Source organism: bacterium, assembly GCA_019912885.1.
Classification (GTDB): domain Bacteria; phylum Lernaellota; class Lernaellaia; order JACKCT01; family JACKCT01; genus JAIOHV01.
Genome location: JAIOHV010000053.1, coordinates 1 through 14,921, shown reverse-complemented (window position 1 = coordinate 14,921; position 14,921 = coordinate 1). Strand labels below are relative to the sequence as shown.

Here is a 14,921-nt window from a genome sequence, read left to right as displayed (position 1 = left end):
GGCGGGAGGGGGTTGATCCGTAACGTGATTGCGGGTCGTGGATAGGGCTCACCGGCCGCAGCGGCGATCAACGCCTCTCTGAAATGAAAAATCAGTCCTTCACTGGCACGCGCAGGGCAGCCATCAGGTACTCGTGAGTTTCGCCTCCGGTCCAATCCCGTTTGTTGTAAAGTATTCCGATTGTACCATTGTGGCTGGATGCGACCGAATAAACAGGCGATAGACCAAAATAGAAATCTTCCTCCCTCGTCACCTCCTCCTTGCGCCATTCATCACCTTCGCGCCGCGCCCAACAGATGTAGGACGTGGTATGGATGGGGTAGACGCCGGAAAGTCCGTACGCCGTGTGTAGGCGGGATTGTGCGTCATGATTCGATGAGAAGCCATTGATTAGCCCCTCGGTGACGGGCGCCAACTCGATCAAATCCCAGCGATGCGGTCCCAGCCGGTGAAGCAATCCTGTGTCAAATTCCGAGAATGGCATGTAGAGTTCGTTGGCGGGCGTGGCGATCAGGTTTCCCGGATATTCGCGGCTTTGCCGCACAAACTCCCCTCCCCAGGTCTGCCCGACCGTCCCGAAAAAATGGAACAGCCATTTTTCGGAGAGGAATTCGACTTTCCAGGCAAAATGGGCCACGCCATCCGGGCCGATGGCCAAGTTTCCCGTGGGCGAGTAACTGTTGGCGGGGATGGTCCCCAACTCCCAGACACCCGGCGAGGTTTCCTCGGTGTACCAAGGGTGTGTGACCGAATCCCAAAATAACAATCCCGGTCGCCCGTCGGGGGTGTGGTCGAAAGAAACGAAGGTGGGTCGGATACCGGTCCAAGGCGCCCCCCGGCAATCCTGGATTTCGTCATCCTGAAACGAGCAGACGCATAATGGAAGCCCCCCTTGATCACAAAGATCGCTACCATTGATGGCGATTTCGACGTCTCCTTCTGGTGTCAAGTCAACGTCATGCGCCCCCAAGGAATGAGCCGGGTCGTTCAGGAGCTTCACGTCCCAAATGTCGCCGTATACGTTGTCAAGACGCGCGCGGTACAGTTCACGATACGACGTTGTCACATATTCCAGCCAGAATGCTACGGGGACTTCGCCGTCGAAAACCAGATCGACGGATCCGCCGTTGATCAATTCAGCGACGGTACTTATCCGCCACTCGTACTCGTCCTCGCGAGGGAGGTCGGCTTGCCAGAAGCAATCCACGGGTTCCGTGTCGTCATCCGCTCCTGTGTCGTCGTCCGCCGCATCGTCATCGAACGTGTCATCGTCCGAGAAGTCATCGTCCGTGGCGTCGTCGTCCGCGCTATCGTCGTCGCCGGCATCGTCATCGGCGTCGTCGTCCGGCGCGGTGTCATCGTCGTCAACGTTATCGTCGTCCATGTCGGCGTCGTCATCGACAGCCGTATCGTCGTCATCCGCGTTGTTATGGAGCGAGCCCGTATCGTCGTCGCCGTCGAACGCGCCGCCCGAGCCGTCGTCATCGTCGCCACACTGGCACGATGCCAGCCCCAAGAGGGCGACGCACAACAGCCAGAGCGGCGATTTCATCGGCTGTCTCTCATGCGCAACTACTCGTCGGCTTGATCCGGATGACAAGCACGTTTTTTGACGGGATCGATAGGCTCGTCAACGTTTGCGAGCCGTTCACGGTCCACGGCGCCGAGCCCGACCAGTTGGGGAAATTCGCGGTATTCGGGCTGAACGTCAACGCGCAGGCGTAGCCGGGGGTCGATCCGTACTCCGACGAAATGTCGACTGTGTAATTCAGGTTCAGCGTCGAACCGTAGAGGTTTGCGAGCACGTAGACGATCTCCGGCTTCTGCCCCTGGGGAGGATCGGCGTCTTTCCACGAATTGTGAATGAACCGTTCTCCCTGGAATCCTTGCGACGGACAGGTCGCGGTGCCGACGGAGTCGTGCTCCAGGCATTCGTCGTCATTGCAGATCAACCAGGGCAATGCGCGGCAGTCTTCCGTCGGTTGGGATCGGGCCATGTAGAATTCGTACGAGTACGGCGCGTAGATTGGCGGCGGGAAGTTCAGACTGAATGTGCCCTCTCGCCGCATGTCCCCGTAAGCGACGTATTTGGTCAGCCGGTAATTCCTCAAGAAGGCCAGCATCCGGAGGTACTTCTCCTTCTGCGGGTCGCCGTAGCTGCACGTGCCGGCAAAGCCGGACTGACCGCACTCATACCGCCCTTGGTCTATGCCGTTTTGTGGATCGGCCGGCGTTTCCGGACTCCCGTTCCGTATCCAACCTAACTGGTACGTCGTTCCGTCGGGGTCCAAAGTCGTGGGTAGCGGCACCGTCATCCCCGGGTCGGGGAAAGACAGAAGATCGATGGGGACATTGTCGTAAAACAGAGACGCGATTCCGCCATAGAGCAGGTACGCCCGCGCCGCGACCCAATAGAAAATGTCTCCGATGTTGTTGGCCGAGACGTGCGTGGCGTCGCCTCCGCCCGAAAGCGTCAACGAAGAGGTGCGAACAGGCATGGCCGGATGATAGACGAATGGAAGGAGCGGAATTTCTTTGCCGGCTCCCTCCATGATCCACTTGCTTTCGCCAGTAAATTGTCCGCAACAATCGCTGAAGAGGCCGTCATGGCTGCCGATGTCGAACCGGCGAAGCGGCCCCGACCCGTCCTCGCCCGCGCTGTAGAAGTCCTGGAGGTCCACGAAAATCTCCGACATCCGCTCCGTCCCCATGAGATGGGGCTCGGCGCCGCTATACCGCACGGCTCCCAGCATATCCCGCGCCGCCTCGAAGGTGAATCCGCCTCGACCGACCTGAAAATGGGGTGCGGTGATGCCATGGCTCGGCAAATAGGCCGGGATCTTGTCCTGAGGGTTCTGAAAGGCCTCGTGGGCTCGGAAACTCAGGGCGACGTTGAACGTCACCCCGACGTCGTGGTACAGGCCGGACAAGGGCTTGTCGACGCCATACAATCCGCCGAAAGGATCCATGACCACCTTCAGGTCGCGATCCGCGAAAAAGCTGCGAACGTCGGCCAACGCGGGATTCATCCGGACCTTTCTGTAACCGTCGCCACTGGTATCGGGCATGATGCGCCGGTCGATCCAGGGCGCGCCGGGGTTGTCGGCGCTCGGATAACTCATGCTACGTTCGTAGCCGTCCCAGGTTAGCCCGTCGCACGGGTACTCACCACCACCGTAACAGAGGCTCAGGGAATCGATATACGGCACAAGATAGTCGCCGGCCTTGTTCGCGTTGTAGTACGGCGCGCCGGCGTCGGCGTCCCTCATGATGGCGCCCCGGTTCTGCGTTCTCGTCGGGTCCGTCGGGCCAAAGTGCGCCCGCCAATATTCGAGGTTATTGATGCTCCCTCCGGTGTATTTCCGGCCTCGGTTGAAAAAGCTCGACCGGACGGAAATATCCGAGGAGGACCAATCCCAACCCTGGACGAACAAAACGCGGGCGTCGTCGGCGGGGAAGAGGTTTGGCGTATTCTGCTTGAGCAACGCGCGGAAGGCACCGACGAAATTCTGGTTTGCGTTCGATACGTTCTGCTGAGAGCCCAGCCCGCCGACCGCGATACCCGCGTACTGGTAAAAGGGAGCCAGCGCCGGGTGCTTGTGCTTGTTCAGCGTGCCCCACCAGGGCGCGTTGGCGCGAGCCCAGTCGCGATACCGCTCCGCCGGTTGATACCAGTTCCGCTCGGTTAGCGGCTCCATCCGGACTTCGTACGTCGTCGGACCGAAATCCCTCATTCCCCACTGGCAAACCTTGTCAAATGTATCGGGATGGCCGTCATTGCTGTAGCTCTCGCACACATCGTCGCTCCAATGGACGTACGAGAAATCGAACTTGTCAGGCAAGGAGTTGGCGTCGTAATCCCTCGCACGGACGATGAACGATTTGGCCTTCATGGACGTATCCGGAATGACGAAGTAAGTCCCGGCGCTCCTAGCCGTATCCGTTGAATAGTAGGCGAGGAACGGCATCGTCATCTGGTATCCGTCCGGATAGTTCCGGACCCAAGTGCTCACGGTGCCGAGGCTGTCCTCCTTCTCTAGGAGGCTGATTTCCTCTCCCCACCGAACCGGTTCGTAGTTGTGGTAAGCCGTACTTGCTGCCTGCGTTGAGTTCCAGAGGTTATACATGGGATTGTTGAGTTCGAGCCCGTCGCTTACCGGCAACACGAGGTAGTCGGGGGATGAACCGGACGAATAGGGTTGCCCGGTGTCGTAGCGCCGGGTGATCGGATATTGGACGCCGTAGATGCCGAACCAATCCTCCTCGCCCTCACCGGGTGGAATACCGCCGTTATCCCAGTAGACACCGATGTTGCGCCACCGTACCGTCCCGTCCAATTGCACCCGCACTTCCGCCTCGACCGTAAAGAGAGGAACAGGCGGATCGTTCTCGCTTGCGACAATATCGGGATGGGTGGCGTTTGGTTCCCAGAACTCCAGTCCCAGGTTGTGAGTATGGATCGAGGACATCCCATAAACCGACCATTGATGGTGGAGCCACAAGCCATTCCACCAGCTATCGTAAGCCATTTCGAATTCCATCGGATGCAGAACTTCGCCATCCAAGACGCTGCCCCAACCGTCGGCCTGTTTAAACAGGTAGAGACCGAAACCAAGGCACGCGCCGTTCTGGTCGATGGTGTCGATAAGGTAACCACTGTGGGGATCAACAAAGTCGCAGTCGCTACGGCCCGTTCCAACTGAAATTGATCCCTGCGAGAAATCGCCGAATGCCTCCGCGGTCTCATAGTCCGAGCTTGGCGGTGAATCAATCAGGACGTGCTGCCCTGAAGACCAATGCAACAACGATCCGTTGCGCGCATCAAAGATCAGCATAGTACCGCCGTCTTCCAGAACGATTTCGTCCGTCGTTTCGTCGGGCGCTTTTTGTTCCTCTTTTGCAGCCACGGACGAAGACGCCATTACCACGACTAACAAGATCACGAGCCAGATTGTGCGAAGATACATGCGTGTTCCCTCCCACGCTAGCGGTTGGAAAACCTGCCCCAAAAGCCCAATTGCCCTTACGTGAGCTAGCGTACCGAAAAAAAAAAATGGCCTGTCAACCGCTTTTTATTTGGAGTTGCAATTTTTTTGCTGCCACGATGCGCGCCGCGAGCTCGCGATCGCGGGTGGCCGTCGCCCGGCGCGCTTGACGCGCGTCAACCCGGTTTTTCGGCGTGCGGGACGGCGCGGTCTTACATTAATGTTGGGAGCAAAACGGCACGGCGCAAGGCGCGGCGGCCGGGGAAGGGGAGAAAATGAACGCCTTCAAGGACAAGGTGGTGCTGGTGACGGGCGCGGCGTCGGGCATCGGCCGCGCGACGGCGATCGCTTTCGCGAACGAGGGCGCAAAGACGGTGCTCGCGGATCGGGACGAAGCGGGCGCGGACGCGGCGGCATTGATTCGCGCATCCGGCGGCGAGGCGATCTTCGTGCGTACCGACGTGTCGAGTGCGGGCGATGTGGCCGCGCTGTTTGACGCGATCGACAATGCGCACGGGCGGATCGATATCGCCTTCAACAACGCCGGCGTCGAGGCGAAGGTCGGGCCGCTTGCCGATCAGCGCGAGGAGGATTTCGACCGCGTCATCGCCGTCAACCTCAAGGGCGTGTGGCTTTGCATGAAGCACGAACTGCCGCGGATGCTCGCGCGGAAAGCGGGCGTCGTCGTCAACTGCGCGTCGGTCGCGGGGCTTGTCGGCATCGCACAATCCTCCGCTTACGTCGCAAGCAAACACGCGGTCGTCGGCCTGACCAAATCGGCCGCGCTGGAATGCGCGGCAAGCGGTGTTCGCGTGAACGCGATCTGCCCGGGGCTCATCGACACGCCGATGATCGACCGCGCGACGGGCGGCAGCGACGCGGCGCTCAAGGCGTACCTGGCGCTCGAACCCGTGGGGCGCATGGGCACGCCGGAAGAGATCGCGTCCGCCGTGTTGTGGCTTGCGTCCGACGGCGCGGCGTTCGTGACCGGCCACGCGCTTGCGGTGGACGGCGGGTGGACGGCGGCCTAGGCGACGATCGGGGATCGAGGATTGAGCGGCGCGCGGCGCGGGCGCGTTGCCGCCCCGTGCGCGCGGCGGTAGACTTCGCGATGGACCGTCGCGCGGGGCGCTCGCATCGGGCGTCCCGAAACCGCGCGGTCCGGAACCAGGCGGATATGGACCTTCTCGCACGCGCGCTTTCCAAAACGCATCTCGAGTCGCAAGGCTATCTTGTCTCGTTCGACGTGCCGTGCACGGAGAGCGACGACGGCGACACGCTCGTGTGGACCTTCGATGTCGCGGCGGTGCGCATGAAAGGCGGCGTGGTCGACGGCGCGGTCGTCGGCGCGCTGCGCGGCTGGTGGCAATCGTCCGCGAACCTGACGCCGAGCCTCATCCGCTCGCACCTGGCGCCGGGGCTCTTCGAGATGCTCTCCGACGAGGCGATCCATGCCTTCCGCCGCTGCTACCACATCGGCGCCGCGCCGGTTTCGCGCATGCTGTTTTTCGGCCACGCCAGCCCGGAAAAACAGGACGAGGCCGAGGAGCTTTTGCGCGGCCGCGGCATCGAGACGATCTACCTGGACCGCGTCGCCGGCGCGCTTCTTTCGCTGCCCGCGTCGCGCCTGCCGCGCCTGGATCCGATGGCGCACGAGGTGATGTCGCTTCTTCGCGGCGCCGCGCGCGTCGAGACAGGCGAGCCGACCGAAAAGCCCGCGCCCGCGGCCCGGCGCACCGCCGACGATACGCAGCTTCCGCTCATCCTTTCCGCGCCCCCGGGCGCGCCGGCGAACACCGACGATGTCCCCAACCGAAGCTAGGCCGATCGGGTCTTATCTCGCGGGCGCGCTCGTTCGCGTGGCGATCGTCGCCGCGGTCGGGGCGGGTCTGGTATGGTGGGGGGCGTACCGGTACGGGTGGAAGCCGTTCGGGCCGAAGATCGGCGCGGACCAGGTCGGCAAGCGTGGCATTGGCGAGCCGTCCGCGCAGCTCGCGCCGCCGGCCGAGGCGCCGATCGAGGATGTGATCCTGGAGGCGTTGCAGCCGCCGGAGATTGGGCCGTTGCCGGCGACAACGACGGTGACGACGACGACCACCACGCGGCCGCCGGCCACCACGACGACGCGGCCGCCGCCGCGCATCACGGAAGAGGATCGCGAGGCGCTCGGCGACCTTCTGTTGCAGGAGCTGGAATGAAGAACAAGGAACTGGACCGTTCGCCGATGGAAGCGGACGACGAACGCTACCGCCTTGCCGAGGACATCTACCTGACGCCGCGGCAGATCCACGAGGAAATGTGCCGCTTTGTGATCGGGCAGGAACGCGCCAAGCGCGTCATGTCGGTCGCGGCGTACAACCATCTCAAACGGATCCGCCAGGCCGGCAGCCTGCTGCGCAAATCGAACATCCTCATGATCGGCCCGACCGGCAGCGGCAAAACGCACATCGCGCGCTCGCTCGCGCGCATCCTTTCCGTGCCGTTCGTGGTCGTGAACGCGACCGAATACACGGAGGCCGGCTACTACGGGAAGGACGTCGAGGTGATGGCCGCGGAGCTTTTGTTTTCCGCGGGCGGCGACGTGCGCGCGGCGGAGCGCGGCATCATCTTCGTGGACGAGATCGACAAGCTCGCGCGGCGCGGCGAAATGGGCCGTACCGGCGCGGGCGGGCGCGACATCGGCGGCGAGGGCGTGCAGCAGGCGCTGTTGAAACTCCTGGAATCCAACCGCGTTTTCGTGCCGCTCAACGTGACGCAGCACTGGAGCAAGCACGATTTCGTGCCGATGGACGTCTCGAACATCCTGTTCGTTTGTGCGGGGACGTTTTCGGATCTCAAGCGCGGCCGCACCAAGGACGACATCGGTTTCGCGGGAACGTCGGCGGAACGTAAGCTTCGCCGGCGCGCGACGGTGCAGGACCTGGAGGAATACGGGCTCATCTCCGAGCTGATGGGCCGGTTGCCCGTCCTGACCGAACTTGACCCGCTGACCGACGTCGAACTCGGGAGGATCGTGACGGAACCGCCGGACGCGTTGCTTCGCGAATTTCGCGAGATGTTCGCGTTCGAGGACATCGAGCTTGGGCTGGAGGAGTCCGGCCTGCGCGAGATCGTCCAGCTCGCCAAGGCGCGCAAGACCGGCGCGCGCGGGCTACGCTCGATTTTCGAGGAGGTCTTCCACGACCTTGCGTTCGAGGCGCCCGAGTCGGTTGGCAAGAAGGTCGTCGTGGACCGCGACTACGTGCGCGCCCACGTCCCCGCATGAGTTTTCGCATCCGTCCCGCGCGGCGCGAGGACACACCCGCGCTTTACGAGCTGGACAAGCTCTGCTTCACGCAGGCGTTCCGGTTTTCCCGCGCCATGTTCCGGCATCTGGCCACGCGCGAGGACATTGTGACGTTTATCGCCGAAGACGATGAATCGCCCGCCCACGACGGCCTGCCCGACGGATTCGTCATGGTCGAAATCCTGGACGACGGTGCGTCGTGGGTGGTGACGTCGATCGACGTGCACCCGCGCTGCCAGCGGCGCGGGCTTGGCGAATTGCTGATGACGCACGCGGACGCCTTCGCGAAAAGCCGCGGCCTTTTCAAGAGTTATCTCCAAGTGTATGTTCGCAATTCCGACGCGATTCGGTTTTATCGTCGCCTCGGATACGAAATTGTTGACATTCTTCCGGCCTTTTACGGCGCCGGCCGAAACGGCTTCCTGATGCTCCGCGACCAAACGCCCGCAACAGCCCAGCCCGCCAAAGCCGCGCTCGTGAAAGACCGCGTCTGGTGAGATACGCCGTCGTCAGCGACGTTCACGGCAACTTCGAAGCCCTGACCGCCGTTTTCAGGAAGGCCGAGGAGGTCGGCGTCACCGGCTACCTGAACCTTGGCGACACCGTCGGCTACTACACGATGCCCAACGAATGCGTTCAGGCGCTGCGTGACCGCGACGCCATCTCGATCATGGGCAATCACGATGTCGTCGCGTGCGGCCGCGAGGAGCCGACGTACTTCAATCCCACCGCGCGCCAGGCGATCGTCTGGGCGCGCGAGAATCTGACCGGGGAAAACCGCGAATATCTCGCGAATCTTCCCGATGACCGCGTGGTGTCCGAGGAGCTGATGATCGTGCATGGCTCCGTGCACAACCGCGACGAGTACCTGCTTTTCCGCCCCGATATCGAGCGTTCGTTCCGCCTTTTGCAGAAGGATCACCCGGCCGTCCGCGTCGTCTTTTTCGGCCACACGCACCGCCGGATGGTGTATTTCCGCAAACAGGACGAGTTATACTGGGTGGATGATCTGACGACCCTTCCGCTCGAGGACGGCACCGTCTATCTCATCAACCCCGGATCGGTCGGTCAGCCGCGCGACGGCGATCGCCGGGCGGCGTTTTGCGTTTACGATACGGACAACAAGCACGTGGAGTTTTACCGCGTGAATTTTGACATCGACAAAGTGGCCGACGCGGTCCGCCAGCTCCCGTTTGGCGCCTCGCTCGGCGACCGCCTCTACCGGGGCGTGTGAGGCGCGCATGACCGTTCGCGAGGCGATCGTCGCCGTCACGCTACGCTGCAACTCGCGCTGCACGATGTGCGACATCTGGCAAAACGACGGCACGCACGAGGTGGAGCCGAGCTACTACTACCACCTGCCGCCCTCCCTGCATCAGGTGAACATCACCGGCGGCGAGGCGACGTTGCGGGACGACCTGCCCGAGATCATCGAGGTGGTCGCCGAGCGCTGTCCCGACGCTCGCATCGTGCTATCGACGCACGGGTTTCACACGCGCCGCCTCGCCGAAATGCTTCCGCGCGTCAAACGCGCGGCAAACCGGCTCGCGATCCGCGTATCGATTGACGGCGTCGGCGAGACGCACGACCGCCTGCGCGGTATCAAGGGCGGCTACAAGAAGGCGATGGAGACGCTCGACGTGCTGCGGCGCGGCGGGGTCCGGGATCTTGGAGTCGGCTTCACGCTGATGCGCGGAAACGAGGATGAGTTGATTCGCGTGTACGACATGGCGCTCGCGAACGATTGGGAGTTCGCGTCCACGGTCGTGCATTCCTCGCCGATTTTCTTCGGCGAGCAAAAGGACATGACGCCCGATCCGCGAAAGGCGGTCGCGGCCTTCGAGCAATTGCGCGAAAGGCAACTGGCGAGCGGCCGGCCGAAGGACTGGTTTCGCGCCTGGTTCACCGACGGCGTCGTTGATCAGGTGTCGGGCAAGCCGCGCCGCGTGAACTGCACGGCGTTTTCGCGCTTTTTCTATCTCGATCCCACCGGCACGGTTTTCACCTGCCACATTCTCGACGAGCCGGTCGGCAAGCTGCACGAGGGTTACGACAAGCTGCTCGCCGAGCACGCGGAAAAGCTCGATTTGGTCGCGAACTGCCGCGAAGATTGCTGGATGACGTGCACCGTCGCCCCGATGATGCGCCAAAACCTGCCTTCCGTGTCCGGCTGGATCGCGAAAAACAAACTCCCTCTCGCGGGCTGACTTCTCCCTTATGCACGTCCGGATGATCGGGCTGAAAGGCTTGCCCGGTATCCACGGCGGCGTGGAACGCCACGTCGAGGAACTCGGCGCGCGGCTGGCCGCGATGGGCGTCCGGGTCACGGCGTATGTGCGCCCGCGATACACCGGGTCGGCCGGACCGCATCGCGGCGTCGAACGAAAGTTGTTGCCGGCGATCCACACCAAACATCTGGATGCGGCGACGCACTCGTTTTTTTCCGCGCTGCACGCCGCGTTCACGGGCGCTGATGTGGTGCATTTTCACGGCATCGGACCCGCGCTGTTTTCGCCGATCCCCCGACTTTTCGGAAAGACCGTCGTCACAACGATGCACTCGCGCGACTACATGCGCAGCAAGTGGGGGCCGGCCGCGCGGTTCGCGCTGCGCCTTGGCGAGCGCGTCATGCTCGCGGCGTCGCATCGCGTCATCGCCGTCTCGCGCGAGATGGCCGACGGGCTGGCGCGGCCGGGGCGCGTCGAATATATCCCGAACGGCGTCGGCGATCCCGTTGATCCGGACGACGCGGCGATCGCGTGGGCGGCGGGGCTTGGCCTCGCGCCCCGCGAGTATCTTCTGTTTGTCGGCCGCATCTCGCCCGAGAAGGGACCGCTTGCGCTCATCGAGGCTTTCGCCGGCGTGGACACCGGCGTGCGCCTCGTGCTCGCCGGCGGAACGAGCCACAGCGCGGATTACGCGCGCCGCGTGGCCGAGGCCGCCGCAAAGGATGCGCGCGTCGTCATGACCGGCGCGCTGGACGCCGCGCGTCTTTCCGCGCTGTATCGCGGCGCGCGCGCGTTCGTGCTGGCCAGCGAGCACGAGGGCTTGCCCGTCGCCATGATGGAGGCCGCGTCGCACGGCGCTCCGGTCATCGCGACCGATATCCCCGCCGCACGCGAGATCGCCGCGCGCGCGGGCGAGGCGCCGCTTGCGTTTTTCGCGGCCGGGCGCGACGCGCCGGCGCTTGGCGAAGCGCTTGCGAAATTTCTCGATGAAGACGCGTCCGCGCCTGGCGAGCGCGCCGCGCGGCTTCGCGAGCGCGTTCTCGCCGAATATCCCTGGGACGCCATCGCGGCGCGCACGCGCGCGGTGTACGCCGAGGCGATGACGAATCTGCCGCCCGAGGCCGCGCGCACGCCCTGCCCCGCGTGCGGCGCGATCGACAAGCGCGTGGAGTATCGGCGCACGCGCTCGGGCGTCGTGGTGCGGTGCGTCGCGTGCGGGATGGTCTTTTCGGCGACGCCTCCGCCCGACGAAGCGCTTCCGCCCGCCTTCACCGACGACCCGGAAGCGTACTTCGAAAACGCGAAGCACCGCCTGGGTTTCGCGCGGCCGTATCTATCGGGCACGGGCAAAAAGCGGGATGGGGATGGGATTTCACTCAATCCTCAATCCTCAATCCTCAATCCTCTCCTCAATCCCCTCCTCATCGACATCGGCTGCTTCGACGGCGGCTTCGCCGGCGCGGCCCGGCGTCTGGGTTTCAACGTCATCGGCGTGGAACCGGTCGTCCAGGCCGCCGAGCGCGCGCGAGCGCGTCACGGCCTCGACGTTCGCGTCGGCACGTTCGAGACGGTCGATATCCCGCAAGCCGACATGGTGACGTTCATCCACGTGTTCGAACACCTGAAAGACCCGCGCGCGTCGCTTGCCCGCACGCGCGAGGTGCTGCGCGACGGCGGGATCGTGCTCATCGAGATTCCCGCCTACGACGCCTGGTCGCGGCGCGTCCTTGGACGGCGCTGGCGGCAATTCATTTCCGATCACGACCGCTTCTACACGGGCGAGGTGCTGCGGCGGCTTGTGCGCGAGGAGGGCTTTGAAATCCTCGTCGAACGCAAGGTCGGCAAGAACCTGACGCCTTCCCTTTTGGCCGACCGCGTCGGGCGATATTATTCCCGCGCGCTTGGGCGTGCGATCCGCGCCGTCGCCCGCGCGTTCGGGCTGTCGACGCGGCGGTTCAGCCTGAACCTCGGGGATATCCGGCTGGTCATCGCGCGGAAGGTTTGAAATTGCTGCGATCCATTCCCAATTCCGCATTCCCCATTCCCAATTGCGCTGCTTGATAGCGCCCCCATGTTCGTCTATGACTTGGGGGCTCGTTTTTTTTCATTTCGATTCGATGGCGAGGAGGCTCCCGATGGCCGCGCGGTTTCGAGGGTTGATGGATATCCGGCGCGTCGCGTTTTTCGCGTTCGCGTTCCTTTTCGTTGTCTCGATTTCGCCGGCGATGGCGCAAGACGACGACGACACGGCAGACGAAGACGCGACGGCCAGGGAGGTGATCGTCTCCGCGGAACGCAGCGAGACGGATCTGTCAAAGGCGCCGCGCGCGGTGTCGATCGTGACGGGCGACGAGATCTTCAACAACATCTCCCGCACCGTACCCGAGGCGCTGCGTTATGAGCCCGGCGTCATGGTGCAGCGCACGAACCTGGGCGGCGGCGCGCCGTTCGTGCGCGGCCTCGTCGGCAACCAGGTTCTCTCCCTGGTGGACGGCATCCGCTTGAACAACTCGACGTTCCGCGGCGGGCCGAACCAGTATCTCAACACCATCGATCCGTTCTTCGTCGATCGCGTCGAGGTCGTGCGCGGCCCGGGCAGCGTTCTCTACGGCTCGGACGCGCTCGGCGGCACGATCAACATCATCACGCGGCGGCGCAAGGATTTCTCCGAGCCATTCGGGATGGACGGCCGCATGATGGGCCGCTTCTCCACCGGCGAACGCGAGGAGACGGGGCATTTCGGCGCGGACGCGAACGTGCGCAACGTCGCGGGCATAGCGGCGTCGGCCACCACCCGCGCGTTCGGCAACATCGACCCGGGCGGCGACGAGCCGATCCAGGGTCCGTTCGACTACACCGAGCAGGACTTCGCGGGCAACTTCGATTTGCACCTCGGGCACATGCTGACCTGGCAGTTTTCCGCGCAGCACGTGAACCTGGACGACGTGCCGAATTACGATCCGGCCAATCCGAAAAACGTGTTCGAGCCGCAGCGACGGCAAATGTTTTACTCGCGCGTGATCCTCACCGATCTCGCGACGGCGCTTGACCGCGTCGAGCTGTTCGGATCGTTCCAGCGACAGGACGAAGGCCGCGAGCGCGTCGCCGCCGCCGACACCGGCACCGAAACGCGCGACCGCGACACCGTGGACACCGTCGGCGCGGGCCTGCAACTGGAGTCGCCGATCGGGAAATGGGTGCGTTTCATTTACGGCGGCGAGATGTACATGGACGACATCTCATCCACGCGCGAAATCGTGGACCTGGGAAGCGGCGACGCCGACGACGCGCGCGCGGCCCTGCCCGACGGCGCGGGATACCTGAACAGCGCCGGGTATCTGGAGGCGCGCTTCACGCCGCTTGACTGGCTCAAACTCGTGCCGGGCGCGCGCTTCACGTACATCGTCCCGGATATCGACGTGGACGATCCCGTGCTCGGCCAGGAAACGATCGACGAGCCGATCTCCGACGTCACGTGGGCGTTCCACACGCTGTTCACGATCGCGCGCTATCACGGGCTCGTCGCGGGCGCGTCGCGCGGCTTCCGCGCGCCGTCGGTCACCGAGATCGCGAAGTTCGGGCCGGAGGACGGGCGGTACGACATCCCCAACTCGGAGCTCGATCCGGAAACGCTCATCCAATACGAATTCGGTTACCGCGTGACGCACCCGCGCGTGTTCTTCTCGCTGTTCGGATTTTATTCGGATATCGCCGATCTGATCGTGCGCAAGCCGACGACCTTCGAGGGCGCGGATGCGATAGGCGCGGACGCCGTGCACCATCACGAAAACGTCGGCGAGGCGTTCATCTACGGTGGCGAAAGCAACGTCTCCGTGAATCTCATCAATCGATTCCTCGAGTTCGGCGGGGCGGTGTCCTACACGCTCGGCGAGAATGAGACGGACGAGGAGCCGATCCGCCGCATCCCGCCGCTTGTCGGCAACACGTTCGTAAAAATCGGAAGCGATCCGGTGTGGCTCGAATACGTCACGGAGCACGCGGCCGAGCAGGACCGCCTGGCCGAAGGCGACAAGACCGACATCCGCATCGGCCCGGACGGCACGCCCGCGTTTTCCGTACACCACATCCGCGTGGGGATCATGGCAAACGAGTGGGCGCAGGCGATCATCGCGGTCGAGAACATCGGCGACACCGTTTACAAATTCCACGGCTCCGGGCCGTTTGAACCGGGGCGGAACTATAAGGCGCAGGTGAGTTTCATCTTCTGACGGAACAGGCTGGAAGACTGGAAGTCCGAAAGGCTGGAAGGTCATCGCAAGAAGCCTGGGAGCGCAGGCGTCTCGCCTGCTTCGATTGCGACGGCGTTTCCGGGAGCGCAGGCGTCTCGCCTGCTTCGATTGCGACGGCGTTTCCGGGAGCGCAGGCGTCTCGCCTGCTTCGATTGCGACGGCGTTTCCGGGA

Annotated in this window: 11 protein-coding genes; 9 read left to right on the top strand and 2 right to left on the bottom strand. The window is 63.5% G+C overall.

Annotation, left to right across the window (positions count from 1 at the left end):
* Positions 1 to 91 precede the first annotated feature (91 nt).
* Positions 92 to 1,552 carry a hypothetical protein gene (locus tag K8I61_04530; protein MBZ0271278.1) on the bottom strand — a complete coding sequence of 487 codons (1,461 nt, stop codon included), beginning with the start codon at positions 1,550 to 1,552 and terminating at the stop codon, positions 92 to 94.
* Positions 1,553 to 1,562: 10 nt separating this feature from the next.
* Positions 1,563 to 4,967, bottom strand: a complete 3,405-nt coding sequence (locus K8I61_04525) for a hypothetical protein (protein MBZ0271277.1) — start codon at positions 4,965 to 4,967, stop codon at positions 1,563 to 1,565.
* Between the two features lie 293 nt (positions 4,968 to 5,260).
* On the opposite strand from K8I61_04525, the gene K8I61_04520 reads away from it, so the two are divergent.
* The 9 genes from K8I61_04520 (at position 5,261) to K8I61_04480 (ending at position 14,728) form a co-directional block, all read left to right on the top strand.
* On the top strand, positions 5,261 to 6,016 hold the full coding sequence (locus K8I61_04520) for an SDR family oxidoreductase (protein ID MBZ0271276.1): 756 nt from the start codon (positions 5,261 to 5,263) through the stop codon (positions 6,014 to 6,016).
* 146 nt (positions 6,017 to 6,162) lie between these two features.
* Complete coding sequence (locus K8I61_04515) at positions 6,163 to 6,807, top strand: hypothetical protein (GenBank protein ID MBZ0271275.1); 645 nt, start codon at positions 6,163 to 6,165, stop codon at positions 6,805 to 6,807.
* Positions 6,788 to 7,183, top strand: coding sequence for a hypothetical protein (locus tag K8I61_04510; GenBank protein ID MBZ0271274.1), 396 nt, complete (start codon positions 6,788 to 6,790; stop codon positions 7,181 to 7,183). Before K8I61_04515 ends, K8I61_04510 begins: the two co-directional genes overlap by 20 nt.
* Before the next feature lie 26 nt (positions 7,184 to 7,209).
* Complete coding sequence (clpX, locus tag K8I61_04505; protein MBZ0271273.1) at positions 7,210 to 8,250, top strand: ATP-dependent Clp protease ATP-binding subunit ClpX; 1,041 nt, start codon at positions 7,210 to 7,212, stop codon at positions 8,248 to 8,250.
* Positions 8,247 to 8,768, top strand: coding sequence for a GNAT family N-acetyltransferase (locus K8I61_04500; GenBank protein ID MBZ0271272.1), 522 nt, complete (start codon positions 8,247 to 8,249; stop codon positions 8,766 to 8,768). Before clpX ends, K8I61_04500 begins: the two co-directional genes overlap by 4 nt.
* Positions 8,765 to 9,505, top strand: a complete 741-nt coding sequence (locus tag K8I61_04495) for a metallophosphatase family protein (GenBank protein ID MBZ0271271.1) — start codon at positions 8,765 to 8,767, stop codon at positions 9,503 to 9,505. The genes K8I61_04500 and K8I61_04495 overlap by 4 nt, the downstream gene beginning before the upstream one ends.
* Before the next feature lie 7 nt (positions 9,506 to 9,512).
* A complete protein-coding gene (locus tag K8I61_04490; GenBank protein MBZ0271270.1) occupies positions 9,513 to 10,478 on the top strand; it encodes a radical SAM protein in 966 nt (321 codons plus the stop codon).
* Between the two features lie 22 nt (positions 10,479 to 10,500).
* Positions 10,501 to 12,504 (top strand): glycosyltransferase, encoded by a 2,004-nt coding sequence (locus K8I61_04485; GenBank protein MBZ0271269.1) that lies wholly within the window; start codon positions 10,501 to 10,503, stop codon positions 12,502 to 12,504.
* Between the two features lie 130 nt (positions 12,505 to 12,634).
* Positions 12,635 to 14,728 (top strand): TonB-dependent receptor, encoded by a 2,094-nt coding sequence (locus K8I61_04480; GenBank protein ID MBZ0271268.1) that lies wholly within the window; start codon positions 12,635 to 12,637, stop codon positions 14,726 to 14,728.
* Positions 14,729 to 14,921: the final 193 nt, after the last annotated feature.